Raw genomic sequence first — 25,833 nt, 5'->3', positions numbered from 1 at the left:
TATGGGACTTTTTTTCTATACTCAAAAAGGCTCCATAATCTCTACAGTGGATTTACCCACTACAGAAATTATAGAGCCCATTTTTTGACTCATTGTCAACTGTAGTCGGTTGATGAAAAGCTATAGTCAATCAATCATAATACTCTTTAAAAATCAAAAGGATACTTCGTCAACTTGCCTTGGTGAAGGCTCGTTCTACCTTCGGCTTCGTTTTTTAGTCTACTTTTGATTTTTATTGAGTATAAGTTCATTTTCGAGTGATTGGGCATGAATCGAATGATAGCTATGCCGTTAGGAATTGAACATAAAAAAAGATGAATAAGTGAGTATTCATCTAAAAAATATGATACACTAGAGAAGCAGAAAAGTTAAGACGGTGGCTACTCATTCTGAAAGAGAGGTGATGCCTATGGGCAATTCATCAAAATCTGACGAAAGGAGGAGCTAGATTTGTCTACCTTTGAGGTCTTAACGCTCATGTTTGTGGCTGGTAACTTCGTTATCGCTCTCGTGATGTTAGTCCTTGAACTGGTAAAATCGACAAAAAAATAACCGTCTCAACTTTGGTCGGTTGACGGTTATCTTTAACCAATAAACATGCCACCGTCTTAAACGGTTCTGCATTGGGTAGTTGTTTGTGCAACTGCCTTTTTTCTATTACTAGTATATCTAAAACTGGATAAAATGTCAAATAAGTACATAAAACGAGCTAAAAATAGCTTGTTTTTCAATTTTGTAAGAAAAGAAATAAGGAAACGGAGTTTCCATAATCGTTGAAGTAATAAAAGGTAAACGAAATAAGTATGACAAGTAATTAAAGAATCTAAACAAGGTTCAGCTAGCGTTTTAAGACAGAGTTGGTATTAAAGCGTTTTGGCTTGGGCTTACTTATTCAGTGACCCCGACATTTTTGACGAGTTGTTTTTCTACCTGCTCTAGTGCAGACTTGATAGTCTGTGCAAAGAGTGTTGCTCCCTCCACGATGGTGTCATGATTGCTACCGTAGTGAATGTTATCGCTACCAGTCCAAATTTGAGGATTATTCTTGGCAATGGTATTCCAGTCAGCAATGGCAATGAAATCATACTTCTTAGCTAATTCCCGAGCGTAGGTTGCATATTTTTCAGCAACGGAATCACTATACTGGGCTGAGTTTCCGTCATAAGGGGTGACGAGGATTAGATGGTGCCCATTGGGCAGAATGGAAATGATGTTGTCTAGTTCTTCTTCGTAATTATAGACAATATTGACCCCTGTAGCAATGACCACATCTTTCATCAAGGCATGATTATTGATGTTATTTTGGAGGATTTCTGCTGCTTGTGCTACATTTCGGCTTTCTTGAGCATCGATAAAGGCGTCTGGGAAAAAGATGTTTAATTGTTCTATTGATCGTAAGGTAACGGAGTCGCCAATAATGGTCAATCCTTCGCCTACTTCAAAAGAGGTAGCCTTTCCTCTTTGAGCTAATTGTTGGGTTTGTCCCATGCGATCTCTGGCTTGATAGAGGTTATTGATTAGGGATTCACGTTCAAAATTTCCTAATCGAGGTGCAAAGAGGCCAACTCCTATCGTAGTAAGGAGGAGAGTAGCAGCGGTTGCCCAAATCCATTTTGCATAGGGTTTGAGGTCAAACTCGAGATTCCAGAATTTCCCATTTTTTCCAGCCAGATAAGGCTCGATGAGGTAGAAGGAAAGAGTGGCAAAGAGGGTGGAAAAAAGGAGTGTGACCAGCACAGCTAGTCCGTGGCTCAGCAACTGTGAAAAAATCGTATAAAAAGGCCAATGGAAGAGATAGATACTGTAAGAAATGTTGGAGAAGAAGAGTAAAAGAGCTGGCTCTTTTACTTTTTTCGTCTTTGCGTGTAGGATACGGGCTGCATAAATCATCATGGCAGTCGCTAGGCTTGAAAGGAGAAAACCGATGAGATAAGTCCAGATACTGTCAAATTTTAAGAAAACAAGGAGCAATAGTTCAAGGCCTAAACCAGCTGCCATAAGAGCCAATATTTGCTTTAAGTTCCAAGTGGCAATGGCTCTTTCAAATGGTCGGGTCAAAGTTTTCAGTCCAGTCAAGCTGGCCAACATGCTTCCTAGGAAGAATGGGAAAATATGGGTCCAGGTTGCAAAGTAAATGGTCGAGAAGCTCTTGACAAAGAAACTCGAAATAAACATGGTCAGAAAACTGATGAAAAAGAGACCGCTTGAGGTGAGAAAAATCATTCCCCGGAGCTGACCGAGCGTTTTTGCTAGTCGTGTTATCCCCCAGATTATCAATGCCCAAAGGAGATAAAAATGAACTTCAAGGGCAAGGCTCCAAGTATGGAGGAAGAGGTGCGGTGTAAATTGATTTTCGTAGGAAGCACCTGCTAGAATTTCAAAAAAGTTGGTCATGAATCCTAGGGCAGCTAGTAGTTGACGTCCGATACCGGCAATAAAGTCATTACGGACCAATAGGGCAAGCGGTGTTGTCACAAGAAGTGTCAGGACAACTGGTGGGAAAATCCGATAGAAACGTCGCCTAAAAAAAACTTTGAAATCGATGGTTTGGGCTTTGGCATATTCATCTAAAAATAAGGCGGTTGTTAGATAGCCAGACAGGGTGAAAAAGAGATCCACCCCGACAAATCCACCGGGGAAAAAGGAGATGTAAAAGTGATAGAGCAGTACAAAGAGCATCCCTAGCACTCGTATTGTTGAAAACCATTTAATTCTCATGTTGATAGATTCCTTGTTTGAATGTTCCTTCGTAGACGACCTTGGCTTCAGTTGTCAACTTTCCTTGACCATCAGCCGTACCATTTTTAAATTCCCCCTCGTAGGTCCAACCACTGGCGGAGCGAAAGGTTCCCTCACCGTTAAAAATACCATTTTTAAATTGTCCGTCGTACTTGTCACCGTTTTCAAAGGTTAGGCTACCCTTACCAGACATTTTATGAGCAACTACAGTCCCATGATAGGTGATTTTTCCATCATCTAAGCTCAAGGTCTGCTTGCTGGGAATCCGCCCGAGAAAGACCGATAAGGCGCAGAGGCTAATCAGGATCATACAAGCCTTTTCAATCCTTGGTCGTGTGAGATAGGTTTTTAGGTCGTTCAAATCAATGGTTTGCAGATAATGAATCAACTTGTTCATAGCTTTCTCTTTTCTAGTTACTGCTTTTATTTTATCATGTTTTCAGGGGAATCACAAAAATCGTTTCTTCAAAATATGCTTACAAAAGTCGATTTTTCCAGGCTAGACAGCCAGCAGTTACCAGGCGATAGGTTTCCTCAAAATCCCCTGTATACCAAGGGTCAGGCACACTGGTTTCAGCAAAAGGATGGATTTTACCATGCAGTCTAGTTGGGAGCATCTCTTTCAGATCAGCGATATTTTGGCTATCCATTCCGATGATATAGTCATATTCTTCTGCGATGTCTAGGCTGATCTGCTGGGAATATTTGTGATCGTTGTAGGGAATCTGGTATTGCTGGAGAATCTGGCGCGTGCCCTTATGAATCGGATTACCATGTTCCCAAGATGAGGTTGCTCGACTTTCTATGATGAGCTGATCTGTTAGCCTTTTCATGACAAATTCAGCCATGGGGCTACGGCAAATATTTCCAAGACAGACAAAGACGATTTTTTTCATGAGTTTCTCCTTAGATATGCTTCTCCTCTATTATATCGTATTTTAAACCAAAATGCTTTCCTCATTTTATGTGAATGTTGAAACTTTTCTCATAAAATTCGAAATGCTTGCAATTTTTGGTGTCTTTATTTATAATGATTATAAATAAGAGAAAGAAGGTAACCTTTTATGATGAATAAACTCTATCAATCACCAGCCGAAATTGCAAGTTTTGCAAAAGCACAAGCAGAACCAGAAACAAAGGCACTCTTGAATCAAGTAGTGGCAGACTTGTCAGTTGCTCATTCTATTTTACACCAAGTGCATTGGTATATGCGTGGTCGTGGCTTCCTCGTATGGCATCCAAAAATGGATGAATATATGGAAGAGTTGGAAGGCTACCTCGATGAGGTAAGCGAGCGTTTGATTACCTTGGGTGGAGCACCATTTTCTACCTTGAAAGAATTTAGTGAGAATAGCCAATTAAAAGAAGTACCAGGCGACTATAGCTTGTCTATGGAAGTTCAATTAGGACGTGTTGTAGAAGTCTTTCGCTATCTTGTTAGCCTATTCCAACAAGGGCTTGATGTGACAGATAAAGAGGGAGATGATTTGACAAATGACATTTTCCATGATGCAAAAGCAAGCCTTGAAAAGCATATTTGGATGATTCAAGCAGAACTAGGACAAGCACCCGGTTTATAATCTATCAGGGCAGAAGAGGCTATCGTCCGCAGGACCGTAGGATACATTTTCAGTGACCAGCGCTTTGTGGCGCTGGTTTTTTCATGTAAGAGCTGTCGTGTGACATTTGTCATCTTTTTCAATGACAAACCTATCTAGTGAAGAAAGAGAGAAAGGGATAGACTAGTAGTGTAGTATAGTCATTTCGTTTCCCTTTTATTCCTTCAAGGATTGTGGAAGTAATAAAAGTTAAACTAAATGAGTATAAAAGTTGACGGTAAGGGAAGCTGAGAAATAGGGAAGTTTTTTGCTATTGCAATATTGATTCAGTTTTGCTACACTTTTTCTATGAAGAAACTTTATGATGTGCAGCAGGTGTTAAAGCAGTTTGGAATCTTTATCTATATGGGCAATCGCTTATATGATATTGAGATGATGCAGATAGAGCTACGTCGGATTTATGAAGCAGGACTGATGGAGCGTTTGGATTATCTGGAAGCTGAATTGGTTTTAAGACGGGAACATCGTTTAGAATTAGAATATCAAGAGAAAAAGGAGCAGTAAATGTCAACGCTTTATGTCTTATTGTTGTTTGTAATCGTATTGGGAGTTTGGGTCGCTTTCAATTATTGGCGCCTACGCCAGGCAGCAAGGGTGGTGGAAAATCCTACTTTTGCAGAGAAAATCCACGGTGGTCAACTGGTTGATTTGCGTGATCCAGCAGAATATCGGAAAAAACATATAATGGGAGCCCGTAATATCCCCTCCCAACAGTTGAAGCAAAGTTTTGGAGCTCTGCGGAAAGACAAGCCTGTCTTGCTCTATGAAAATGATCGGGGTCAGGTGGTCATGCAAGCAGCTCTGCTCTTGAAAAAGAATGGTTATGATGATATCTACATTTTGAGCTATGGTCTTAATGGCTGGGATGGAAAAGTGAAAATGAACTAGAGGGTATGAAAGGAAAAGGGCAGGAATGCTCTTTTTCTATATTTTTTACAGATTAGATTTGGGATAAGTATGCTATAATAAGAACTATGAGAATTATTGCTGGAGATTACGGTGGAAGGCCCCTTAAAACCTTACCAGGAAAGACCACACGTCCGACCTCAGACAAGGTTCGCGGCGCTATCTTTAATATGATTGGTCCCTATTTTGCTGGAGGACGTGTCTTAGACTTATTTGCAGGAAGTGGTGGTTTATCCATTGAAGCGATTTCGCGAGGGATGACGCAAGCCGTTCTGGTAGAGCGAGACCGGCAGGCGCAGGCGATTATTCGGGAAAATATTGCCATGACCAAGGAAGCAACTAAATTTCAACTCTTGCCAATGGAAGCTAGACAGGCGCTAGAACTGGTGCAGGGAGCGTTTGACCTTGTTTTTCTAGACCCACCCTATGCAAAGGAAACGATTGTAGAGACGGTCACGGATTTGTGCCAGAGAAATCTGTTAACAGCAGAGGCAATGGTCGTCTGCGAGGTCGATAAAGAGGTCCAGCTTCCAGAAGAGGTCGCCGATTTGGGTATTTGGAAAGAAAAAATCTACGGGATTAGCAAGGTAGTGGTCTATGTTAGGTAAAATTGGGCTTTTTACAGGGTCATTTGACCCGCTTACAAATGGGCATTTGGACTTGATTCAACGAGCCAGTCAACTGTTTGATGTCCTTTATGTGGGTGTCTTTGTCAATCCCCACAAACAAGGTCTTCTTGGAGCTGAGGAGCGGAGACGCTTGATAGAAGAAGCGGTTAGTGAGCTACCTACGGTTAAGGTAGTCGTTGCACAAGATCAGTTGGTCGTTGATGTAGCACGTCACATCGGTGCAAATTATCTAGTACGTGGTTTGCGAAATGGAATGGATTTGGAATATGAATCGAGTTTTGATTTTTACAATCGTGAGCTGGCTCCAGAAATGGAGACCATCTATCTATTGGCAAAACCAGAGTACAAGTTTGTCTCTTCAAGTCAAGTACGGGAACTCTTGTATTTTGACCAAGACATTAGTCCTTATGTACCTAAAAACATTAGCAAGGAATTACTGAAGAATGAAAAAAAATAAAAAATTACTCCTGATTGTCTCCATCGTTGTCTCAACGATTCTAGTGTGGGCGGCTCTTCTTTTTCCTCTTCCCTACTACATCGAAAGTCCTGGTGGGGCTTCGGATATTCGGACAGTACTAAGGGTGGGGAATCAAGAAGATGAAAAACCAGGATCATATAATTTTGTCTATATACAGGTTAAGCCAGCAACAGCTGTTCAGCTTTTGTTGGCGGCTTTTGATTCCCATTCAGATATTATTCCCAAGGAAGAGCTAGCTGGTGGTGCAGATACAGAAGAATTTTATCGAATTAGTCAGTTCTACATGGAAACTTCGCAAAATATGGCAAAGTACCAAGGTTTGACCTTAGCAAACAAAGAGACTTCTCTAGAATTTTTCGGAGTATATGTCCTCAATGTGACGGAGGATTCAAGCTTTAAGAATATCCTGAATATTGCCGATACAGTCGTCAGTGTTAATGGTAAGACCTTTCAGAGCTCGCCTGAATTGATTGAATATGTCAGCAGTTTGCAGCTGGGAAGTGACGTAAAAGTCGGGTATTTGAGTGCTGGACAAGAAATGACTGCAGATGGAAAAATTATCAAGTTAGCCAATGGAAAAAATGGGATTGGGATTGGTCTTGTGGATCATACCGAGGTCAAGAGCAGTGAGCAGATTGATTTTCAGACAGGTAATATCGGCGGTCCGAGTGCAGGCTTGATGTTTACACTAGCCATTTACACCCAATTAGCAGACGCTGACCTGCGGGATGGTCGTATGATTGCAGGAACTGGAACGATTGAGCAAGATGGTTCAGTTGGAGATATTGGGGGTGCAGGTAAGAAAGTATTATCTGCAGCAAAAGCAGGGGCAAGTATTTTCTTTGTGCCTAACAATCCTGTTGATGAAGAGATTCTGAAGCAAAAACCAAATGCTAAAACCAATTATGAAGAAGCAATGGAGGCTGTCAAAAAGGATAATCTTGACATTGAAGTTGTACCCGTTACCAATGTCAAGGAAGCCATTGACTACTTAAAGAAAACGAAGAGCCAGTAGAGGCTCTTTTTTTGCTATATATGGTCAATTCACTTTAAAACCAGCACGATAATTACGCTATGCCTGTCTATGACATGCTTAAGGGCAGTTTTTCTAATTCCATAACATAGTTTTTAAAAGTGAAATCACTATATGATCTATAATAGGGCTCTTGTCTAGCGTAAGAATATGAGAATGTTCTGAAATTTCTTTTCTATACCTCTGGCTCTATCAATATGCTGTTAAATCGTGTTATAATAATAAGGTTAGATAGAACATAGAAAAGGAGGAGTGATGAAAAAGGAAATCGCACCTGAATTGTACAATTATAATAAATTTCCTGGACCTAGTTTTGCCCGTGTTGGAGATAAGGTTGTCGCAGAAAATATCGAATTAGACCTTTTGGAAGATTACCGTGATGCTTTTGACCAGACGGCTTTTGGGCAACGTTTTTCTTCCCTTATGCTGAAATTTGATTACATTGTAGGAGATTGGGGCAATGAACAGCTCCGTTTAAAAGGATTTTACAAGGATGAAAAGGTAGTTAAGTCAGACCTAAAAATCAGTCGTTTGGATGATTATTTGACGGAGTTTTGTAACTTCGGTTGTGCCTACTTTGTATTAGGAAATGCTCAGCCACAGGAATTACCGATGGAGGTAGAAGACCGACCGAACCGTAAGCGTCGTGGTCGGAACAACCGTAGACCACAGCGTGCATTCACTGTAAAAGATAAGAGTGAGAAGAAGTATCCCTCTTTTCAACAGCAAGGCAGGTCAGAACGGACTAAAAAACAAAGTAAGAAAAAGAATCAGCGCGAGCCACACGAAAGCAAGCATAGCTTTGTGATTCGCCAAAAGTAGGAGACCTATGAAACCATCAATTTATAGCCTCAGTCGTACCGGTTTGATAGATTGGGTATTGGAGCAAGGTGAAAAGAAGTTCCGTGCAACCCAGATTTGGGAGTGGCTCTATCGCAATCGTGTACAGACCTTTGAGGACATGACCAATCTTTCCAAGGATCTGATTCGGAAACTCAATGACCACTTTGTGGTGAATCCTCTCCAGCAACGCATCGTACAAGAGTCAAAAGACGGAACGGTCAAGTATCTTTTTGAATTGCCTGATGGCATGCTGATAGAAACAGTCTTGATGCGGCAGCATTATGGCTTGTCGGTTTGTGTAACGACCCAGGTTGGCTGTAATATTGGCTGTACTTTCTGTGCTTCTGGTCTAATTCGCAAGCAACGGGATTTGAATAGTGGAGAAATTATGGCTCAGATCATGCTGGTACAGAAGTATTTTGATGACCGTAAGCAGGGAGAGCGTGTCAGCCATATTGTGGTGATGGGGATTGGAGAACCCTTTGATAATTATGACCATGTTCTTAATTTCCTACGGACTGTCAATGATGATAAGGGACTGGCAATAGGGGCGCGCCATATCACCGTTTCAACTTCTGGTTTAGCACCGAAAATCCGTGAGTTTGCAAGAGAAGGAGTGCAAGTCAATTTAGCTGTTTCTCTCCATGCTCCGAACAATACTATTCGCTCCAGCATCATGCGTATCAATCGTAAGTTTCCAATTGAGGTCTTGTTTGAAGCAATTGAAGACTATATTGAAACAACCAATCGTCGCGTCACTTTTGAGTATATCATGCTGAATGAAGTCAATGACGGTGTAGAACAAGCTCAAGAATTGGCAGATTTGACCAAAAACATTAGAAAGCTCTCTTATGTCAATCTGATTCCTTACAACCCTGTGAGTGAGCATGACCAGTACAGTCGTTCAACACCAGAACGGGTTGCGGCATTTTATGATCGTCTCAAGAAGAATGGAGTGAATTGTGTCGTTCGTCAAGAACACGGTACTGATATTGATGCAGCCTGTGGTCAGTTGCGTTCGAACACCATGAAAAAAGACCGTGAATCCAGATGTAGCCGGATTGCAGCAGCCAAGGCAAAAGCAGGTATCAAGGAATGAAGCACTTCTTTCAAGGGAAGGGAGGCTTGACCCAGCTCGGCCGGAAAATCGTACGATTTTGGGCATGGCTTTATGCCCTTGTAATCGCTATGATGTGTTTTTTACCGCAGAGTTTCTATCCCCAGTATAAGACTTTTTCAACACCCGGTATCGTCCAAATCGGCAGGCTCTATTTTCTGCCAATTCCCTTTAACAGTCTTGTTAATGCAGATAAGCTCGACAGTCTGTCGGATTGGTGGCTGCTTTTGCTTCAAAATCTGACCAATATTTTTCTTCTTTATCCCCTCGTCTTAGCCCTTGTCTTGCTTTTTAGAAGATGGCAGAGCCTTCGACTGGTAGTCATCTATAGCTTTTTGATGAGTCTCTTTATCGAGTGTAGTCAGTTGTTATTGGATTTCCTTTTTGATGTCGGTCGTGTTTTTGAAGTAGATGACCTATGGACCAATACCTTAGGAGGTGTACTTGCCTATGTCACCTATCGTTTGTGGAAAAAACACCTGACACCTAAGTGTGAAAAAAGAGTTAGCCAAAGCTAGAAGAAGCCAAGTCCTAACTCCAAAGTGTAGCACCTGTAGCTTCTTGAAAGAGCTGAAAACAAACGAATCCTAAAGAAATAGACCCTAGCCCTTATTAGGAGTATTCCTAGTGAGGGCTATTGCTCTTATGGTTATTGGTTTATACTTAGAACTGTCAATACAGGTTTTTATTTATACTCATTTAGTTTAACTTTTATTACTTCGACGATTGTGGAAACTCCGTTTCCTTATTTCCAACTTCCAATCATCTTCTAGATGAATTGTGGAAACTCCGTTTCTTTATTTCCAACTTCCAATCATCTTCTAGATGAATTGTGGAAACTCCGTTTCTTTATTTCCAACTTCCAATCATCTTCTAGATGATTGGAACTCGCTTTGCCGGACTCTACGATTGTTACTGACTATCGTCAGTATGATTTCCAACCTTCAACAGTCCTTAGACTGTTGAAGCAGCCTGCAGCTCCTTGCCTAGTACTAAAAGTAAACGAAACAACTATATTTTCTCATTTAGAGAATCTATTGGTTACACAGAGTAGGCAACTTTTTCAGGATAGGGGCTTTTTTCTTAATATTCTTGATAGGTGACTTCTTTTTCTATCGTTATGGTTGCAATACTGAATAGAATCCTATATAATGAGGACAAAATTGAAAACGCTTACGTTGGCTAAAGGAGGAGCATATGTCCAACTATCTATTTGAAAAACGATGCCGTTATAGCATTCGGAAATGGAGTATCGGTGTCGGTTCACTCTTAATTGGTGTCAGTCTTTTTGGGATTCAGCCAGTTCTTGCTCAAGAAGTTGCAACTGCTCCTGCCCATCAGCAAGGAGAGGAAGTGTTAGGCGCTGAGACACCTCAACCAGAGCCAAAGGCAGAAACGAGTTCTGATAGAAAAGAGACTCCCGATTCATCAGTAACTAGCCCCTCTCCTGCCTTATCAGAGGAGGGAGATTTAAGTTCAGGACCGGTCAGTCCCACCTCTTTCTTACCAGAGGAGGAGGCGCTCTCTGCCAATCGTTCTAGCCTAGAAGTAGGGGGAAGTTCTGAAACTAGCCTTAGTCGAGAGGCGAGAAGTGCTACTAGAGCTGAAGAAACCATATCAAATAATGATTTTGTTCTGACCTATACTGCCCCAGCTGCTAATACTTATGAAGGCTGGGAAAAAGAGGCATTGCCGACAGGAAATGGGGATATTGGGAGTAAGACCTTTGGTCTGGTTGGTGCTGAGCGTATCCAATATAATGAGAAAACTCTTTGGTCTGGGGGTCCACGACCTGATTCGACAGACTATAATGGAGGAAACTTAGAGGGCAAGCATGTCTATATTCCTCAAATCCGCGAGGCATTGGAAAGAGGTGACTTGGAGACTGCTAAGCAATTGGCAGAGCTTCATCTGGTCGGTCCGTATAATGAACAATATGGACGCTACCTAGCTTTTGGTGATATTGAGGTTGATTTGCTCAATGAAACCAAGGAGCTGGCAGCTGTGGAGAATTATCATCGCCAGCTGGATATGAAGACAGCTATTACTTCGACAGATTATCGTCATCAAGATAAGACCTTCCATCGTGAAACCTTTGTCAGCTATCCTGACAATGTATCTGTGACCCACTTTACGAAAATGGGTGGTTTGATGGACTTGGCTATTCGTAAACGTCTGAGCCATGCTGATTCCAATTTTAAAGAGGGTACCGTAACCTACAGCGAAGATGGTATCTTACTTTCAGGGACAGTGCGAAATAATGGTCTGAAATTTGCCTCCTTTGTCAACATTGATACAGACGGTGTCCTTGAACATCTAGTAGACCAAATTCGTATCACAGGGGCAAGCTATGCGACTCTCTATCTGAGTGCAGAGACGGATTTTTCTCAAAATCCCAAAACAAACTACCGTGACCGTGAGATGGATGTAGAGGCAGTTGTTCGCCAGACAGCTACAAATGCTAAAAAGAAGGGATTTGAGGCGGTTAAATCAGACCATATTGCTGATTATCAAGGGATCTTTAACCGTGTGGAAATCAATTTGGGAGCAGAAGAATCAGCTCAGACTACGAAGGAATTGCTGACATCTTATCAAGGCAATAGCCGTAAATTGGAAGAACTCTTCTACCAGTACGGTCGCTATCTGATGATTTCCTCCTCCCGTGATGGGAAAAATGCCCTGCCTGCTAACCTGCAAGGGGTCTGGAATGCTACTGATAATCCACCTTGGGCATCTGACTACCACCTCAATGTCAATTTGCAGATGAACTACTGGCCTGTTTATGCCACTAATATGTCTGAAACTGCCCTACCATTGATTCACTACATCAATGATATGAGGTATTATGGTCGTGAGGCAGCCAAACACTATGCTAATATCGTATCTGCTGAGGGTGAGGAAAATGGCTGGCTTGCCCATACCCAGGCGACCCCATTTGGCTGGACGACCCCAGGTTGGAACTATTATTGGGGCTGGTCACCAGCATCTAATGCTTGGATTATGCAGAATGTCTATGACTATTACAAGTTTACCAAGGACGAAACGATGCTCCGTGACACCATTTATCCGATGTTGAAAGAAACGGCTACATTCTGGAATCGTTTCCTCCACTATGATCGGGAGAGTGACCGGTACGTCTCTTCTCCGTCTTATTCACCAGAGCATGGAACGATTACCATTGGAAATACCTATGATCAATCCTTGGTTTGGCAACTCTTCCATGACTATATGGAGGCGGCCACTATCCTCAATGTCGATCAAGACTTGGTAGGAGAAATTCAGACTAAGTTTGAAAAACTCAAGCCCCTACATATCAACCAATCGGGTCGTATCAAGGAGTGGTATGAAGAAGATAGTGAACGCTTTACAGATGAACACCGTCGTTCCATCGAATCAGGTCACCGTCATGTGTCTGAGCTAGTTGGGCTCTTTCCAGGTACGCTCTTTAACAAAGACAATCCTGCCTATCTTGAAGCAGCACGAGCTACTCTCAACCACCGAGGTGATGGTGGAACGGGTTGGTCTAAGGCAAATAAAATCAACCTTTGGGCCCGTCTTTTAGATGGTAACCGTGCTCACCGTCTTTTGTCTGAGCAGTTGCGTTCCTCTACCTTACCGAACCTCTGGGATACTCATCCACCCTTTCAGATTGATGGAAACTTTGGGGCGACTAGTGGGATGACAGAAATGCTCCTTCAATCCCACTCAGGCTACATTGCTCCTCTACCAGCCCTGCCAGATGTGTGGGCAGACGGCTCTGTCAAGGGCCTAGTAGCCCGTGGTAATGTGGAAGTGGATATGGCATGGAAGAATAAGAAATTGACCAGCCTCAAACTCCAACCACATGTAGCAGGCCCTGTTGTGATTGATTTCCCAAATATTGAAACAGCTACTCTGCTCAAAAACGGAGAAAAGGCTCGCTTTACCAAGTTGCAAGACGGTCGGATTTCCATTGAAGCAACTGCCGGAGATATCCTTATCCTCCAAGATATAATGGCTCAGATCAGTGATCTGATGGCGACACGAATTACCAAGGATAGGGTTGAGTTGACTTTTAGTCCTGTGGACAATGCCCTTTATTACCAGATCGAGCGGACAAGTGACGGGGAAACCGTTTTGCTAACGAGTGACCAAACTCAATTTATCGATCGAGCTGTCCAACCTGATTTAGCCTACAGTTATCGGGTTCGTCCGATATTAAAGCCAGCTGTATCGACAGCCTTTTCCAACACAGCTAGTGTGACAGGCCTCACAGAACTTCTAGATGATCGTGATCCTCGTATCCAGTATGGTTCAGCCTTCGGGAACTGGGCTGACAGTAGTATGTGGGCTGGTACAGAGAAGTATGCAGATATTACAGGAGACACCTCTATTTCGGAAGCAGATGCCTCTTTGACCCTGCCATTTGTAGGAACAGGTATTGAGGTTTATGGGATTAAGAATCGCCCTCTAGGTAAGGCTATCGCCCTTATAGATGGTCAGGAGGTCGGTGAACTTGATTTCTATCAATCGAGTGACGATGTTGAAAAAGGAGCTCTCATTGGTCGTTTTGACGGTTTGGTAGAAGGCTTACATGAGTTGACCATTCGTGTCAGTAATGCAAATCCGACCCGTGATGGTGAGAGGAATAAGATTTCCCTCGATTTCTTTAAGGTTATTCGTGATACGAGCAAGGAGTACGAACTTCTAGATGATCGTGACCCTCGTATCCAGTACGGTTCAGCTTTTGGCGACGGGGATGATAGTGCTTTATATGCGCGTACAGAAAAATATGGGGAGCGTCATGATTCAACTGACGATGAAGCTGCTAGCTTTACCCTAGAATTTGAGGGAGTAGGTGTCGAAATCTACGGTCTTAGGTCTCCTCATCTAGGAAAGGCAAGGGTGACTATTGACGGTCAAGTGGTTGAAGATCTCCTTTTCCATAAGTCAATTGACAATACAGAAAAGGCAGTTTTAATTGGTGCTTATATAGGGCTGAAAAATGGTCGCCATACCTTGCGTGTAACTATTGCAGATGAATCGATTGACGGTAGCCAGAGGAAAATTTCTCTCGATTCCATCAAGATTTTGAAGGAAAAGATTGTGCCTACCTTACCAGCAAAGGTATCTGATGTGACCGAAAATCAGAAGGAATTGGTGCTTGAGTTACCAAGAGGGACATGGAGCCGTGTAGTGATTGACCTAGCTCAAGGCACGCCTGTGCTTGTCTTATTTGATGGGAATCATCTGACTGTTGAGGGAGCAAGGTATCGCCGTGAGGGAGAACGCCTCTACCTTGACGTTAGCAACTATCCACAAGAAGGTCTAATCCGAGCAACTAGCTACCGTGGCAAAGAAGAAGTAGGGCGTTCCATTGCCTATAAGGCTCCTACTCAGTTAATTCCGGGTCAACCGCTTCCACCTGCTCCATCAGTAGAGCCTGAAAAGCCATCTCTAGCTCCTATCGAGCTACCCGTGCATCAAGTAGAGAATGAGCCATACAAACCACACTTACCTGGCTTGATTGAGGTTGGAAATCTGAAGCAGCTGACAGAGGAGGAGGCAGATACAGCAAGAGGGATGTCTGTGACAGGGCAAGACCTAGCTAGGCAACAAATTAAAAAACAAGCCCAGTTACCAGCTACTGGAGAGGCAACCTCAACAGGAGGAGCCGTTGCTGGCTTACTGCTAGGTTTAGGTGCATCCTTATTCTGCTTGAAGCGTAACAGTCGGAAAGAGCAAGAAGAGTTGTGATTGATGAGCCTAGGTGATGAAATTTATTAAAGCTGAAAAACACAAAAAAGCAAGGAGAGAGTATGAAACTCCTTGCTTTTTATTGAGTATTAATTAGCCAAGGCTCCCATTGGATCCCATGGGGCTAGGACGGTTGGTTCAGCATGATAGGCTGTCAGTTCTTCTTCTGTCAATAAATCTTTTCTCACCACAATTTGATAGGTATATTCATCCATCCAGCGGTCGCTAGCAACAAAGTAGCCCTTGTCACCCACCTTATCTCCCCAAGAATTTTCGACCTTCCACTTGAGCGCTTGACCATTTTCATCAAGATCGACACCCGTTAAGACCATGGCATGGGTCATGAGACTTTCGCTATAATCGAGACGACCTGCCTTATCTTGGTGCAAGTCAATATCCATGCCAGAGACAAAGTCATACATGCCCTCTGCCATGACTCCTGTCTTACGGTTGCTGGATTGTCCTACATCAGAACCAAACCAAACTGTCTCCCCTGCCTGCATCTGGGCAATAGCCAGCTCTTTCAATCGTTTCATTTCCACATTGAGGTAACGAACCGGTCGGCTACCGACTACATTTCCAAGCATCTCAACGGTATAAGACTTACCGTACGGTTTATCGGCAGTCGGTGCATTGATAATGGACACATAATCGTCCAACTGAATAGCCACGTATTTCTTGTAAAATTCCTGTGGAGTTAAGTTTGTATCATGATGGTAGTGATTGTCTTTGTCACGGTAGGCAAAGTCAAAGGTACGTGGTGGTAATCCCAGTGACATGGCAAGGAAGTTGAAGATTTCTTGCAATAGTGCTGTTTTTTTCGCCTGAATAGTTTCTCTTGTCTCACCCTGTGCTACTAGCTCACGCAAGATTTGAGCATCTTGGCGGAGTAATTTGTTTAAAACAGCATTGAGTTCACGACTGTTGCTAGAAGAGATGGACTCTGGATAGACGGCTTTTGGGACAACACCATATTTATGAAAGAGTGATACGACCATATCCCATTGACCACCGTCTTGTTGGGGAACATCTAAGAGGAATTTGACCTTACGACTACTTAGTTCTTGGTCAGCAGTAGCAAGGACTTGCTCTAAGAACCAGTTGGATTTTTCATATTTATCCCAGAAGAAGGTGTGGGCTTGAGAGAGCTCAAAATCTTCTAATTGAAAGCCTGCAATCATCTTGTGGCGGAAGGTATTTAGGGCAGCAAACATCCAGCAACGACCAGAGGCTTTCTGGTTACTGACCTTATCTTTGGTTAAATCAATAGAAAAAACGGGATTATTTTCCACGCTACTACTGCGTTTCTCAAGAGAAGCATAGATACCATTGTGGGTCACCGCATTTTCCATAGCTACAAATTGACGATTGGCTTCATAATCGGCAAAGAACTGTTCTGTTAATGATTGATCTAATGAGTTCATAAGATTCTCCTTTTCTATAAGACATATTATAGACCTTTTTGGAAAATCTTCAAGCATGGACTAAAAAGATTATATCATCTGTTTTAGTCTGTTTTCAAACTCGGTTCACTGGTCTGGTAGACTAGTGGAGGAGGAGATGAAAGAGAGGAGTTTGCGTCACTCTCGGGATATCTTGATTTAAAAATGCTAGAAAAAAAGAGCCATAATCTAATTGTGTTAAAATACCGTTTATTGGCGGTAGCTAGCTGGTTATTTTGTTGCAGCTGTTGAAGATAGAAGAAACTCCCCAGTGGAGAGTTTCTTCTATCGGTACGCTTTGAATTCTTAATGGGCTTTGTGTCTTATACTCAATAACAATCAAAAGTAAGTAGACTAGCTTTCACAATTAAGAATTATGAAAGGTTGAAATGAGAGTAGCACCGCTCATTTCCTTACATAGTTGTTTAGTTTACTTTTAGTACTAGGCAACGAGTTGCAGGCTGCTTCAACAGTCTAAGGACTGTTGAAGGTTGGAAATCATACTGACGATAGTCAGTAACAATCGTAGAGTCCGGCAAAGCGAGTTCCAATCATCTAGAAGATGATGGGAAGTGGGAAATAAGGAAACGGAGTTTCCACAATCGTCGAAGTAATAAAAGTTAAACTAAATGAGTATAATCGAAGCCGAAGGTAGAACGAGTGTTCACCAAGGCAAGTTGACGAAGTAACCTTTTGATTTTTAAAGAGTATTATTTCCAAAAATCATCAAAGATGGTAATGGGGAGATGGCGCTTGTGCTCGGTTTTTTTCCACCAATTTTCAATAATCGCTTGGGCTTGTGGGTCAATGGTTTTGCCTTCAAGGTAGTCATCGATATTTTCATAAGTGACACCGAGTGCCACTTCATCTGCTAGCCCTGGTTTATCTTCTTCTAAATCAGCGGTAGGAATTTTCTCATAGAGAGCCTTGTCTGCACCAAGTTCTGCTAGGAGTGCCTTTCCTTGGCGCTTGTTGAGGCGAAAAAGGGGGAGGATATCTGCACCGCCGTCACCGAACTTGGTGAAAAAACCTGTGATATTCTCAGCAGCATGGTCTGTACCAATCACTGCACCAGAGTAACTCCCGGCAAGAGCGTACTGGGCAATCATACGGCTACGTGCCTTGATATTTCCCTTGTTAAAATCAGAGATGCTAGCTGTAGTCGCTTTGATCGCTGCAGTCATGGCGTCTACGCTCTCCTTGATATTGACACTTAGACTGACATCAGGTTTGATAAAAGCAAGGGCTGCTTGGGCATCCTCTTCATCTGCCTGAACACCATAAGGCAGGCGAACAGCGATGAATTGGTAGGCATCATCTCCTGTCTCAGCCCTCATTTCTTCAATAGCTAGTTGTGCTAAGCGACCTGCGAGGGTCGAATCTTGCCCGCCAGAAATGCCTAAAACGTAACTTTTCAAAAATGGGTGTTTTTTGAGATAATCTTTTAAAAAATCAATGGAGTTACGAATCTCTTCTTGGGGCTGGATAAGAGGTTTGACCCCTAATTGTTTGATAATCATTTGTTGTAAGGTCATGCTTTCTCCTTTGGGGCTAGCTGGGTTTGATTGCGGACTTGCTGGATTAGTTTCATCTTGTGATCCCAGACATCTTGAGCCAGATCAACTGGGTAATCTTGTGGATTGAGCATGCGTTTGTATTCGTCCCATAGTTGATCAAATTGTGTATTGGCGTAGGTCTGAATATCCGGTAGACTTGGTAATTCATAGATGAGTTTACCCTTATCAAAAATGTCTACTAAAAGAGGAACTGCTTCAAAATTGGTCACTGTTTTATTGATATAGGTATAGGTTGGGTGGAACATATGGATAGATTGCATATCAGTCACATCAGTGTCCGCAAAAGTAATGTAGTCTCCCTCAGTTTTCCCTTTTTCACGACTGGTAATGCGCCAGACCTGTTTTTTTCCGGGTGTTGATACTTTTTCTACATTTGAAGAGAGTTTGATCGTATCGCGCATTTGTCCCTTTTCATCTTCGATAGAAACAATCTTGTAAACAGCACCTAGGGCAGGTTGATCATAGGCTGTGATAAGCTTAGTGCCGACCCCCCAGACGTCAATTTTTGCCTTTTGCATTTTCAAGTTTAAAATAGTGTTTTCATCAAGGTCATTAGAAGCATAAATTTTTGCTTCTGTATAGCCTGCATCGTCCAGCTGTTGGCGAACTTTTTTAGAAATGTATGCCATATCACCTGAGTCAATACGAACTCCAAGGAAGTTAATCTTATCTCCAAATTCATTGGCAACTCGAATAGCAGCAGGCACGCCGAGACGCAAGGTATCATAGGTATCGACAAGGAAGACACAATTTTTATGGGTAGAAGCGTAGGCTTTGAAGGAATCGTAATCATTCCCATAGGTCTGAACGAGAGCATGGGCGTGGGTTCCAGCGACAGGAATACCAAACATTTTTCCAGCACGGACATTTGAGGTTGCACCAGCACCACCGATAAAGGCCGCGCGTGTGCCCCAGATGGCAGCGTCCATTTCCTGGGCACGTCTGGTTCCAAATTCAAGAAGGGGCTCATCTTCTAAAATTGCCTTGATCCGTCTCGCCTTAGTTGCAATCAAGGTTTGGTAGTTGACGATATTTAAAATAGCGGTTTCAACCAACTGACATTGGGCAAGTGAACCCTCAATTTGCATGATAGGCTCATTTGCAAAGACCAAATCCCCCTCTTTGGCAGAGCGGACAGTCAAGGAAAATTCTAATTGTTTCAAGTAGTTCAGAAAGTCTTCTGGATACCCTAGTTCACGGAGATAGTCTAGGTCGGATTGGGTAAAAGAAAGGTCTGATAGGTAGCGAACAATACGCTCCAAACCAGCAAATACCGCATAACCATTATGGAAAGGAAGTTTTCTAAAATAGACCTCAAAAACCGCGTGCTTATCGTGAATTCCTTGTTCAAAATACACTTGCGCCATGTTGATTTGATAGAGATCTGTGTGCAAAGTTAAACTATCATCAGAATAAATGTTCATCTTGTTCTCCTCCTGTTACTATAGTATAGCATAAAAAAACAGTCCAGTGGACTGTTTTTTCCCGAGCTTGTATTATCAAGAGCGAGGTAAGTCCAGTGTACAGTTTTTTCCCGAGCTTGTATTATCAAGAGCGAGGTAAGTCCAGTGTACAGTTTTATCCCGCGCTAGTATTATCAAGAGCGAGGTAAGTCCAGTGTACAGTTTTTTCCCGAGCTTGTATTATCAAGAGCGAGGTAAGTCCAGTGTACAGTTTTATCCCGAGCTTGTATTATCAAGAGCGAGGTAAGTCCAGTGTACAGTTTTATCCCGCGCTAGTATTATCAAGATCGAGGTAAGTCCAGTGGACTGTTTTATCCCGCGCTTGTATTATCAAGATCGAGGTAAGTCCAGTGTACAGTTTTATCCCGCGCTTGTATTATCAAGATCGAGGTAAGTCCAGTGTACAGTTTTATCCCGCGCTAGTATTATCAAGAGCGAGGTAAGTCCAGTGGACTGTTTTATCCCGAGCTTGTATTATCAAGAGCGAGGTAAGTCCAGTGTACAGTTTTATCCCGCGCTAGTATTATCAAGATCGAGGTAAGTCCAGTGTACAGTTTTATCCCGCGCTAGTATTATCAAGATCGAGGTAAGTCCAGTGTACAGTTTTATCCCGCGCTAGTAATATCAAAAGCTCGGCAAGTCCAGTGTACAGTTTTATCCCGCGCTATATTCTCGAAAGCAAGGGCTAAACTTGGCGGGAGCGCATCTGTAAGCTAGGTTTGTTGGGGGATTAGACATTTCAGGCAGGTTTGAAAATGAGAGGTGAAAAAGCCTAAAAGCACTGCACTATTAGACTTGCTAGAAAGAGGCAAGGCACGTAGGCGATTGATTTGGGCTTGAAAACAAGAAAAATAATTAGACCTAAGAGGCTAGCTAATTGGATAATCCAGAGAAGTTCAGACAAGGAAAAGAGGAGGGAGAGACTAGCTAGATAGAAAAAGTCCCCTGATCCAATATTGAGTTTGTAGGTTTCAGCGACTAGTCCAAGGACAATGAAGCCACAAAAAAGCCAGTTGAGATGCGATAGTAGGAGAGCTAAAAGGGTGAAAGAGAGCCAAATCATCAGTGGATATTCTTGGTATTTCACATCATAGATGGTCAAGACTAAGCCAGCAAAGAGTAGGGAGCATTGCAGGCTAGAGATGATTCCATGAAAAAGCAGAAGGATAAGACCGGAAGATATCAGCTCTAGTCCTAGGTACCAGTAGGGAATCCTTGCCTTGCAATAGTAGCATTTAGATTGCATCATTAGTTGGGAAAGAAGTGGGATCATCTGCCACCACATGAGTGAGCGTTTGCAATGATTGCAGTGGCTAGCAGGAAAAAAGAGGGATTCATCAGGAAAGCGGTCAATGACCAGACCGAGAAAGGAGCCGATAGAGGCTCCTAAAAAAAGGAATACAATAATCTTCATATCTGTTTATTCGCAATTAGTTGCTAAAAATAGCTAAGAAGATACATTTTTTTACTACTGCACTGCTTGAAATATGATAGAATAAGAGAATGAAATCTTACAATGCGCTGAATGATTATTATCGGAAATTATTTGGAGAAAAGACCTTTAAAGTACCGATTGATGCGGGTTTTGATTGTCCTAACCGTGACGGTACCGTGGCAAAGGGAGGCTGTACTTTTTGTACTGTGTCGGGGTCTGGTGATGCTATTGTTGCTCCTGAAGCGCCTATTCGGGAGCAGTTCTATAAGGAAATTGATTTTATGCATCGCAAATGGCCTGATGTGAGAAAGTACTTGGTTTATTTTCAGAATTTTACCAATACCCATGATAGGGTTGAGGTGATTCGAGAGCGGTATGAGCAAGCAATCAATGAACCAGGAGTAGTGGGGATCAATATCGGTACTCGTCCGGATTGTCTTCCAGATGAAACCATTAGGTATCTGGCAGAACTATCCGAGCGTATGCATGTGACGGTGGAATTAGGTTTACAGACGACCTTTGAAGAAACGTCCAACCTAATTAACAGAGCACATTCCTATGAGCTGTATGTCGAAAGCGTACAACGCTTGCGGAAGTTTCCCAAGATTGAAGTTGTCTCTCATTTAATTAATGGCTTGCCTGGTGAAACGCATGAGATGATGCTAGAAAATGTCCGTCGTTGTGTGACGGATAATGATATTCAAGGGATTAAATTGCATCTCCTCCACTTGATGACCAACACCCGTATGCAGCGGGATTACCACGAGGGGCGTTTGCAACTACTAAGCCAAGAAGAATATGTCCGGATTGTTTGTGACCAGTTAGAGATTATTCCCAAACACATCGTGATTCATCGGATTACAGGTGATGCGCCACGCGATATGTTGATCGGTCCCATGTGGAGCCTCAACAAATGGGAAGTGTTAAATGCGATTGAAGATGAGATGCGCCGGCGTGGAAGCGTGCAGGGCTGCAAGGCAAAGGAGCAGAAATTTACATGTTAAGACCCTTAGAGATGGCCCACCAATTTTTAGCAGAGATTGTGACCAAGGAAGATGTCGTGGTTGATGCGACTATGGGAAACGGATATGATACCCTGTTTCTTGCTGAACGGGCTAAAAAAGTTATTGCTTTTGATATTCAAAAACAGGCACTTGAAAAAACACGTGAGCGCTTAGAAAAAGCAGGACTGGATAATGTTGAGTTGCTATTAGCAGGACATGAGCAACTAGATGCCTATGTAGGGGAGGTCAAAGCTGGGATTTTTAACCTAGGTTATCTTCCCAGTGCGGATAAATCCGTGATTACTCAACCTCAGACTACCCTGCTTGCACTTGGAAAATTGTGCCAGCGTTTGGTAGTAGGTGGTCGTATTGCGGTTATGATTTACTATGGACATGAGGGAGGAGAGATAGAGTGCGATGCGGTACTGGATTTTGTCAGTCAGCTTTCCCAGCAGGAATTTACAGCCACTATCTACCGCACCCTCAATCAAATCAATCACCCTCCATTTTTAGTAATGCTTGAAAAGGTAAAGGAATACAACCATGGATAAGAAATATTTACAGGAAAAGTTAGCAGGGCTCAGGAGTAAATACCTTGATTCCAACGCAGGTGAGCAGCTGGCTAAGAAGTTTGATGATGCTCATATGAGTAAAAAAATGATTAAGATCAAACAAAAATTGGTCAGTCTTGAGATGGAACGCTGCCAGAAGCAGATTGAACATCGGGATCTGTCTAAAATCGATGAAAAAATTTCCGAACAACGGCTCTTATTTGAAAAGTGTTGCAGAAAAAGATAAGGAGCTAGTGAATGACTGTACTTCTTTATCTCATTATCTTTTTACTGGTTCTGATTGCTTCAAATGCAGCCAATAAATTATTTCCCCGCCTTCCCTTGCCCCTCCTACAAATTGTTTCAGGGGTTTTACTGGGTCTATGGCTACCACAAGGGCAATTTCACTTGGATACAGAGGCTTTTCTTGCCTTGGTTATTGGTCCACTTTTGTTCCGAGAAGCAGAAGAAAGTGATGTGACGAGTATTTTACGTTACTGGCGGATTATTCTGTTTCTGATTTTCCCTGTGATTTTCATTTCGACCTTGAGTATCGGCTATATGGCACATGCCTTGTGGATAGCCCTGCCCCTTGCCGCTTGTTTAGCAGCAGGTGCGGCCCTTGGTCCGACAGATTTGGTTGCTTTTGCTTCTTTATCTGAACGCTTTACTTTTGCCAAGCGTGTCGAAAGTATCTTAAAGGGAGAGGGCTTGCTCAATGATGCTAGTGGTCTCGTTGCCTTTCAGGTTGCAGTAGCAGCTTGGATAACAGGTGAGTTTTCCTTGGAAAAAGCAGGGATTTCCTTACTCTTTTCAATTATTGGTGGTTTTGCTATTGGAGCGATGACGGCCTTTCTCAATCAGAGTCTCCATCGTCTACTCCTAAATGTGAGGGCTTCTGATATTGCAGGGCAATTATTACTCGAATTGAGTCTTCCTTTGTTGACCTTCTTTTTAGCAGAGGAAATTCATGTATCAGGGATTATCGCAGTTGTGGTTGCAGGAATTTTAAAGGCTAGTCGTTTTAAAAACATCACCCTACTAGAAGCGCAGGTGGATACAGTGACGGATACAGTATGGCATACGGTGACGTTTATGCTCAATGGTTCTGTCTTTATCATTTTAGGGATTGAATTGCAGATGATTTTAGAGCCGATTTTGCGCAATCCCATCTATGACAACCTTTTCCTACTGGTCACTGTTCTTGTCCTCACTCTCTTGATGTTCAGTATTCGCTTTGTCATGATTTATGGCTTTTATGCCTTTCGGATGGTGCGTTTAAAGAAAAAAATGTCCTATGCGTTGAAAGATAGTCTTTTACTGACTTTTTCAGGAGTTAAAGGGACCGTGTCAATTGCGACCATCCTCTTGATTCCTGCGTCCTTAGAGCGTGAATATCCACTTTTACTCTTTATTGTGGCAGGGGTGACCCTGTTTAGTTTCTTATCTGGCTTGGTAGTACTACCGCATCTATCTGATACCAAGGAAGAGACCAAGGAGTATTTGATGCACATCGCTATTTTAAACGAGGTAGTGACTGAGTTAGAAGCAGACTTGCTCCATACCAAGGTCAAAGGACCGCTTTACGCGGCGATTGATAATTATCATGGGCGGATTGAGAATCTGATTTTGGAGAGGGAAGATAAGTCCATTCGAAAGGACTTGGCTAGTCTTCAACTCTTGATTCTGAGTATTGAAAATGACGGTCTAGAACAGGCCTATGAAGAAAGAAAAATTGATGATCGCTCCTACCATCTTTATCAGCGTTATCTCTTAGCCATGAAGCAACGGATTAACCGTAATTTGACCTCTCGCTTGACCTATTTCTGGATTGTCTTTTGGCGGGTTTCGCGTCTGATTCTCCATGAAATAGTGACCTTGGGAGCAAGACTTCGCTCATGGCGCAAAAAAGAAAAACGTCATTTGACTAAGGATGAGATTGAAAGTATTGCAGAGCTCTATCTAGCAAATACTGAAGTCATTATCGAGAGTTTGGAGCATTTGAAAGGGATTTATAACAATTCCTTAATCAATTTCTTGCAGGAGGCACGCTTGCGCGAGACTGCTATTATCAGTAGTGGTGCCTTTATCGAGCGGGTTATCACACGGATGAAGCCCAATAATATCGATGAAATGATGCGGGGCTACTATCTTGAGCGTAAGATTATCTTTGAGTACGAAGACCAAGGTCTTATCTCTGCTAGCTATGCCAAGTATTTACGCCAGAATGTCAATAATCTGGAAAATTATTCCCTCAAAGAAACGGTCAATACGCTTCCTTATGATGTCATCAATTACACAAGATACAAAAGCCACTAAGCGAGCAAAGTAATACTCAATAAAAATCAAAAGGATACTTGGTCAACTTGCCTTGGTGAATGCTCGTTCTACCTTCGGCTTCGTTTCCTAGTATCCTTTTGATTTTCTTTGAGTATAAAGAGCAGAGTCTTGAGATTTTTGCTCAATTTTTAGTGATTATAGAAGCGGTTTGATAAAAATCCGCTCGTCTCCTAGTGGAATCAATTCGACTTCTTGGCCGTAGAATTGATGGAGAATGTCAGGTGTTAATATTTCCTCTTTAGTTCCCTTGGCGAGGATTTTCCCGTCTTTTAGGAGTAGGACATGGGTGAAAGAGGGAGTGATTTCTTCTGCATGGTGGGTGACAGAAATAATGGCAGGAGCCTTGGGAAGTTTGCAAATCTGTTCGATGTGCTTGAGTAGGCGTTCACGAGCCAGCAGGTCTAATCCAATAGTCGCTTCATCTAAGATTAGGAGCTGTGGTTCTTCCATGAGACTGCGGGCAATGAGGAGGAGTTGGCGCTCTCCTTGGGAGAGACTTGAGTAAGGACGCCCAATCAGATGGGGTGCTTCTATCTGCTCTAGCATCTCTCTGGCTTGCTCTAATTCTAGTTCCCCGTATTCGCGGTAGAGAATGGAGGATTTGTATTTTCCAGTGAGGACGATTTGCTCTGCATAGAGATCTGTTGGAAAGCGTTCAGCTAAGAAGGAGCTAACCATCCCGATTTTTGTCCGTAAGCTAGGAATATCTCCCTTGCCAAATTCGACCCCAAGGACGCTCAATTCTCCCGAACTTTTCCAAAATTCGGCTGTCAACATCCGTAACAAGGTGGACTTACCGGCTCCGTTTAAACCGAGAATTGCCCATTGCTCCCCCGTTTTGTATTCCCAAGAAAGCTGATCTAAAATCGTCTTGCCTTGCCTGTGGTAGGAAAGGTTCTGCATGGAAAGAATCATAGCACA

At 42.6% G+C, this 25,833-nt stretch carries 23 protein-coding genes; 15 read left to right on the top strand and 8 right to left on the bottom strand.

Going from position 1 to position 25,833, the window contains the following annotated elements; genetic code table 11:
• Positions 1–477: 477 nt before the first annotated feature.
• Positions 478–552 (top strand): hypothetical protein, encoded by a 75-nt coding sequence (locus ACVPON_RS03720; RefSeq protein ID WP_238596331.1) that lies wholly within the window; start codon positions 478–480, stop codon positions 550–552.
• A gap of 336 nt (positions 553–888) precedes the next feature.
• Here the strand turns inward: ACVPON_RS03720 and ACVPON_RS03715 are convergent, their stop codons facing one another.
• The 3 genes from ACVPON_RS03715 to ACVPON_RS03705 all read right to left on the bottom strand — a co-directional run bounded on the left by ACVPON_RS03715 (position 889) and on the right by ACVPON_RS03705 (position 3,635).
• The gene (locus tag ACVPON_RS03715; RefSeq protein WP_462876296.1) at positions 889–2,718 is read right to left on the bottom strand and encodes an acyltransferase family protein; all 1,830 of its coding nucleotides are present in this window, start codon (positions 2,716–2,718) and stop codon (positions 889–891) included.
• The gene (locus ACVPON_RS03710) at positions 2,708–3,136 is read right to left on the bottom strand and encodes a hypothetical protein (RefSeq protein WP_462876294.1); all 429 of its coding nucleotides are present in this window, start codon (positions 3,134–3,136) and stop codon (positions 2,708–2,710) included. Before ACVPON_RS03710 ends, ACVPON_RS03715 begins: the two co-directional genes overlap by 11 nt.
• Before the next feature lie 79 nt (positions 3,137–3,215).
• Complete coding sequence (locus ACVPON_RS03705; RefSeq protein WP_462876292.1) at positions 3,216–3,635, bottom strand: low molecular weight protein-tyrosine-phosphatase; 420 nt, start codon at positions 3,633–3,635, stop codon at positions 3,216–3,218.
• Between the two features lie 171 nt (positions 3,636–3,806).
• Between ACVPON_RS03705 and ACVPON_RS03700 the strand changes: the two genes are divergently transcribed.
• The 10 genes from ACVPON_RS03700 (at position 3,807) to ACVPON_RS03655 (ending at position 15,100) form a co-directional block, all read left to right on the top strand.
• Positions 3,807–4,319 carry a Dps family protein gene (locus ACVPON_RS03700; RefSeq protein WP_462876309.1) on the top strand — a complete coding sequence of 171 codons (513 nt, stop codon included), beginning with the start codon at positions 3,807–3,809 and terminating at the stop codon, positions 4,317–4,319.
• Positions 4,320–4,646: 327 nt separating this feature from the next.
• A complete protein-coding gene (locus ACVPON_RS03695) occupies positions 4,647–4,862 on the top strand; it encodes a YqgQ family protein (RefSeq protein ID WP_462876291.1) in 216 nt (71 codons plus the stop codon).
• Positions 4,863–5,246: a rhodanese-like domain-containing protein gene (locus ACVPON_RS03690; RefSeq protein WP_462876289.1), complete on the top strand. Its 384-nt coding sequence runs from the start codon at positions 4,863–4,865 to the stop codon at positions 5,244–5,246.
• Between the two features lie 86 nt (positions 5,247–5,332).
• Entirely contained in the window at positions 5,333–5,872 is a 540-nt protein-coding gene (gene rsmD / locus ACVPON_RS03685) for a 16S rRNA (guanine(966)-N(2))-methyltransferase RsmD (RefSeq protein WP_462876287.1), read from the top strand.
• Positions 5,862–6,350 (top strand): pantetheine-phosphate adenylyltransferase, encoded by a 489-nt coding sequence (coaD, locus tag ACVPON_RS03680; RefSeq protein ID WP_462876285.1) that lies wholly within the window; start codon positions 5,862–5,864, stop codon positions 6,348–6,350. Before rsmD ends, coaD begins: the two co-directional genes overlap by 11 nt.
• Positions 6,337–7,386 carry a SepM family pheromone-processing serine protease gene (locus ACVPON_RS03675; RefSeq protein WP_462876283.1) on the top strand — a complete coding sequence of 350 codons (1,050 nt, stop codon included), beginning with the start codon at positions 6,337–6,339 and terminating at the stop codon, positions 7,384–7,386. Before coaD ends, ACVPON_RS03675 begins: the two co-directional genes overlap by 14 nt.
• Positions 7,387–7,659: 273 nt before the next feature.
• Positions 7,660–8,226 (top strand): YutD family protein, encoded by a 567-nt coding sequence (locus ACVPON_RS03670; RefSeq protein WP_462876281.1) that lies wholly within the window; start codon positions 7,660–7,662, stop codon positions 8,224–8,226.
• A 7-nt stretch (positions 8,227–8,233) separates the two neighbouring features.
• Positions 8,234–9,346, top strand: coding sequence for a dual-specificity RNA methyltransferase RlmN (gene rlmN, locus ACVPON_RS03665; protein ID WP_462876279.1), 1,113 nt, complete (start codon positions 8,234–8,236; stop codon positions 9,344–9,346).
• Positions 9,343–9,882: a VanZ family protein gene (locus ACVPON_RS03660; protein WP_462876277.1), complete on the top strand. Its 540-nt coding sequence runs from the start codon at positions 9,343–9,345 to the stop codon at positions 9,880–9,882. The genes rlmN and ACVPON_RS03660 overlap by 4 nt, the downstream gene beginning before the upstream one ends.
• Before the next feature lie 679 nt (positions 9,883–10,561).
• Positions 10,562–15,100 (top strand): glycoside hydrolase family 95 protein, encoded by a 4,539-nt coding sequence (locus tag ACVPON_RS03655; RefSeq protein WP_462876275.1) that lies wholly within the window; start codon positions 10,562–10,564, stop codon positions 15,098–15,100.
• A gap of 89 nt (positions 15,101–15,189) precedes the next feature.
• Here ACVPON_RS03655 and pepC read toward each other — a convergent pair whose 3' ends face one another.
• The 4 genes from pepC to ACVPON_RS03635 all read right to left on the bottom strand — a co-directional run bounded on the left by pepC (position 15,190) and on the right by ACVPON_RS03635 (position 20,996).
• Positions 15,190–16,524, bottom strand: a complete 1,335-nt coding sequence (gene pepC, locus ACVPON_RS03650) for an aminopeptidase C (RefSeq protein WP_462876273.1) — start codon at positions 16,522–16,524, stop codon at positions 15,190–15,192.
• Positions 16,525–17,252: 728 nt separating this feature from the next.
• Positions 17,253–18,077, bottom strand: a complete 825-nt coding sequence (nadE, locus tag ACVPON_RS03645) for an ammonia-dependent NAD(+) synthetase (protein WP_462876271.1) — start codon at positions 18,075–18,077, stop codon at positions 17,253–17,255.
• Complete coding sequence (locus ACVPON_RS03640) at positions 18,074–19,537, bottom strand: nicotinate phosphoribosyltransferase (protein WP_462876307.1); 1,464 nt, start codon at positions 19,535–19,537, stop codon at positions 18,074–18,076. The genes nadE and ACVPON_RS03640 overlap by 4 nt, the downstream gene beginning before the upstream one ends.
• Before the next feature lie 817 nt (positions 19,538–20,354).
• Complete coding sequence (locus tag ACVPON_RS03635) at positions 20,355–20,996, bottom strand: prepilin peptidase (RefSeq protein ID WP_462876269.1); 642 nt, start codon at positions 20,994–20,996, stop codon at positions 20,355–20,357.
• 89 nt (positions 20,997–21,085) lie between these two features.
• Here ACVPON_RS03635 and mnmL point away from each other — a divergent pair, with 89 nt between their 5' ends.
• From mnmL to ACVPON_RS03615, 4 genes are read left to right on the top strand one after another with little or no spacing between them, the layout of a single operon-like run.
• Complete coding sequence (mnmL, locus tag ACVPON_RS03630; RefSeq protein WP_462876267.1) at positions 21,086–22,021, top strand: tRNA modification radical SAM protein MnmL/YtqA; 936 nt, start codon at positions 21,086–21,088, stop codon at positions 22,019–22,021.
• Positions 22,015–22,572 (top strand): tRNA 5-(aminomethyl)-2-thiouridylate-methyltransferase MnmM, encoded by a 558-nt coding sequence (mnmM, locus tag ACVPON_RS03625; protein WP_462876265.1) that lies wholly within the window; start codon positions 22,015–22,017, stop codon positions 22,570–22,572. The genes mnmL and mnmM overlap by 7 nt, the downstream gene beginning before the upstream one ends.
• Positions 22,565–22,819 (top strand): hypothetical protein, encoded by a 255-nt coding sequence (locus tag ACVPON_RS03620; protein WP_462876263.1) that lies wholly within the window; start codon positions 22,565–22,567, stop codon positions 22,817–22,819. Before mnmM ends, ACVPON_RS03620 begins: the two co-directional genes overlap by 8 nt.
• Before the next feature lie 11 nt (positions 22,820–22,830).
• A complete protein-coding gene (locus ACVPON_RS03615) occupies positions 22,831–24,891 on the top strand; it encodes a cation:proton antiporter (RefSeq protein ID WP_462876261.1) in 2,061 nt (686 codons plus the stop codon).
• 156 nt (positions 24,892–25,047) lie between these two features.
• On the opposite strand, the gene ACVPON_RS03610 is transcribed toward ACVPON_RS03615, so the two are convergent.
• Entirely contained in the window at positions 25,048–25,827 is a 780-nt protein-coding gene (locus ACVPON_RS03610; protein ID WP_462876305.1) for an ABC transporter ATP-binding protein, read from the bottom strand.
• Positions 25,828–25,833: the final 6 nt, after the last annotated feature.

The sequence above is a fragment of the Streptococcus sp. 1F3 genome, assembly GCF_054968985.1.
The sequence above is the reverse complement of the archived record's forward strand: the minus strand, read 5'-3'. Positions and strand labels throughout refer to the sequence as shown.

Excerpts from the sequence above, each read along its gene's own strand:
- ACVPON_RS03715 (WP_462876296.1), bottom strand. The coding sequence starts at position 2,718 with ATGAGAATTAAATGGTTTTCAACAATACGAGTGCTAGGGATGCTCTTT.
- ACVPON_RS03710 (WP_462876294.1), bottom strand. The coding sequence starts at position 3,136 with ATGAACAAGTTGATTCATTATCTGCAAACCATTGATTTGAACGACCTA.
- ACVPON_RS03705 (WP_462876292.1), bottom strand. The coding sequence starts at position 3,635 with ATGAAAAAAATCGTCTTTGTCTGTCTTGGAAATATTTGCCGTAGCCCC.
- ACVPON_RS03700 (WP_462876309.1), top strand. The coding sequence starts at position 3,807 with ATGAATAAACTCTATCAATCACCAGCCGAAATTGCAAGTTTTGCAAAA.
- ACVPON_RS03695 (WP_462876291.1), top strand. The coding sequence starts at position 4,647 with ATGAAGAAACTTTATGATGTGCAGCAGGTGTTAAAGCAGTTTGGAATC.
- ACVPON_RS03690 (WP_462876289.1), top strand. The coding sequence starts at position 4,863 with ATGTCAACGCTTTATGTCTTATTGTTGTTTGTAATCGTATTGGGAGTT.
- rsmD (WP_462876287.1), top strand. The coding sequence starts at position 5,333 with ATGAGAATTATTGCTGGAGATTACGGTGGAAGGCCCCTTAAAACCTTA.
- coaD (WP_462876285.1), top strand. The coding sequence starts at position 5,862 with ATGTTAGGTAAAATTGGGCTTTTTACAGGGTCATTTGACCCGCTTACA.
- ACVPON_RS03675 (WP_462876283.1), top strand. The coding sequence starts at position 6,337 with ATGAAAAAAAATAAAAAATTACTCCTGATTGTCTCCATCGTTGTCTCA.
- ACVPON_RS03670 (WP_462876281.1), top strand. The coding sequence starts at position 7,660 with ATGAAAAAGGAAATCGCACCTGAATTGTACAATTATAATAAATTTCCT.
- rlmN (WP_462876279.1), top strand. The coding sequence starts at position 8,234 with ATGAAACCATCAATTTATAGCCTCAGTCGTACCGGTTTGATAGATTGG.
- ACVPON_RS03660 (WP_462876277.1), top strand. The coding sequence starts at position 9,343 with ATGAAGCACTTCTTTCAAGGGAAGGGAGGCTTGACCCAGCTCGGCCGG.
- ACVPON_RS03655 (WP_462876275.1), top strand. The coding sequence starts at position 10,562 with ATGTCCAACTATCTATTTGAAAAACGATGCCGTTATAGCATTCGGAAA.
- pepC (WP_462876273.1), bottom strand. The coding sequence starts at position 16,524 with ATGAACTCATTAGATCAATCATTAACAGAACAGTTCTTTGCCGATTAT.
- nadE (WP_462876271.1), bottom strand. The coding sequence starts at position 18,077 with ATGACCTTACAACAAATGATTATCAAACAATTAGGGGTCAAACCTCTT.
- ACVPON_RS03635 (WP_462876269.1), bottom strand. The coding sequence starts at position 20,996 with ATGAAGATTATTGTATTCCTTTTTTTAGGAGCCTCTATCGGCTCCTTT.
- mnmL (WP_462876267.1), top strand. The coding sequence starts at position 21,086 with ATGAAATCTTACAATGCGCTGAATGATTATTATCGGAAATTATTTGGA.
- mnmM (WP_462876265.1), top strand. The coding sequence starts at position 22,015 with ATGTTAAGACCCTTAGAGATGGCCCACCAATTTTTAGCAGAGATTGTG.
- ACVPON_RS03620 (WP_462876263.1), top strand. The coding sequence starts at position 22,565 with ATGGATAAGAAATATTTACAGGAAAAGTTAGCAGGGCTCAGGAGTAAA.
- ACVPON_RS03615 (WP_462876261.1), top strand. The coding sequence starts at position 22,831 with ATGACTGTACTTCTTTATCTCATTATCTTTTTACTGGTTCTGATTGCT.
- ACVPON_RS03610 (WP_462876305.1), bottom strand. The coding sequence starts at position 25,827 with ATGATTCTTTCCATGCAGAACCTTTCCTACCACAGGCAAGGCAAGACG.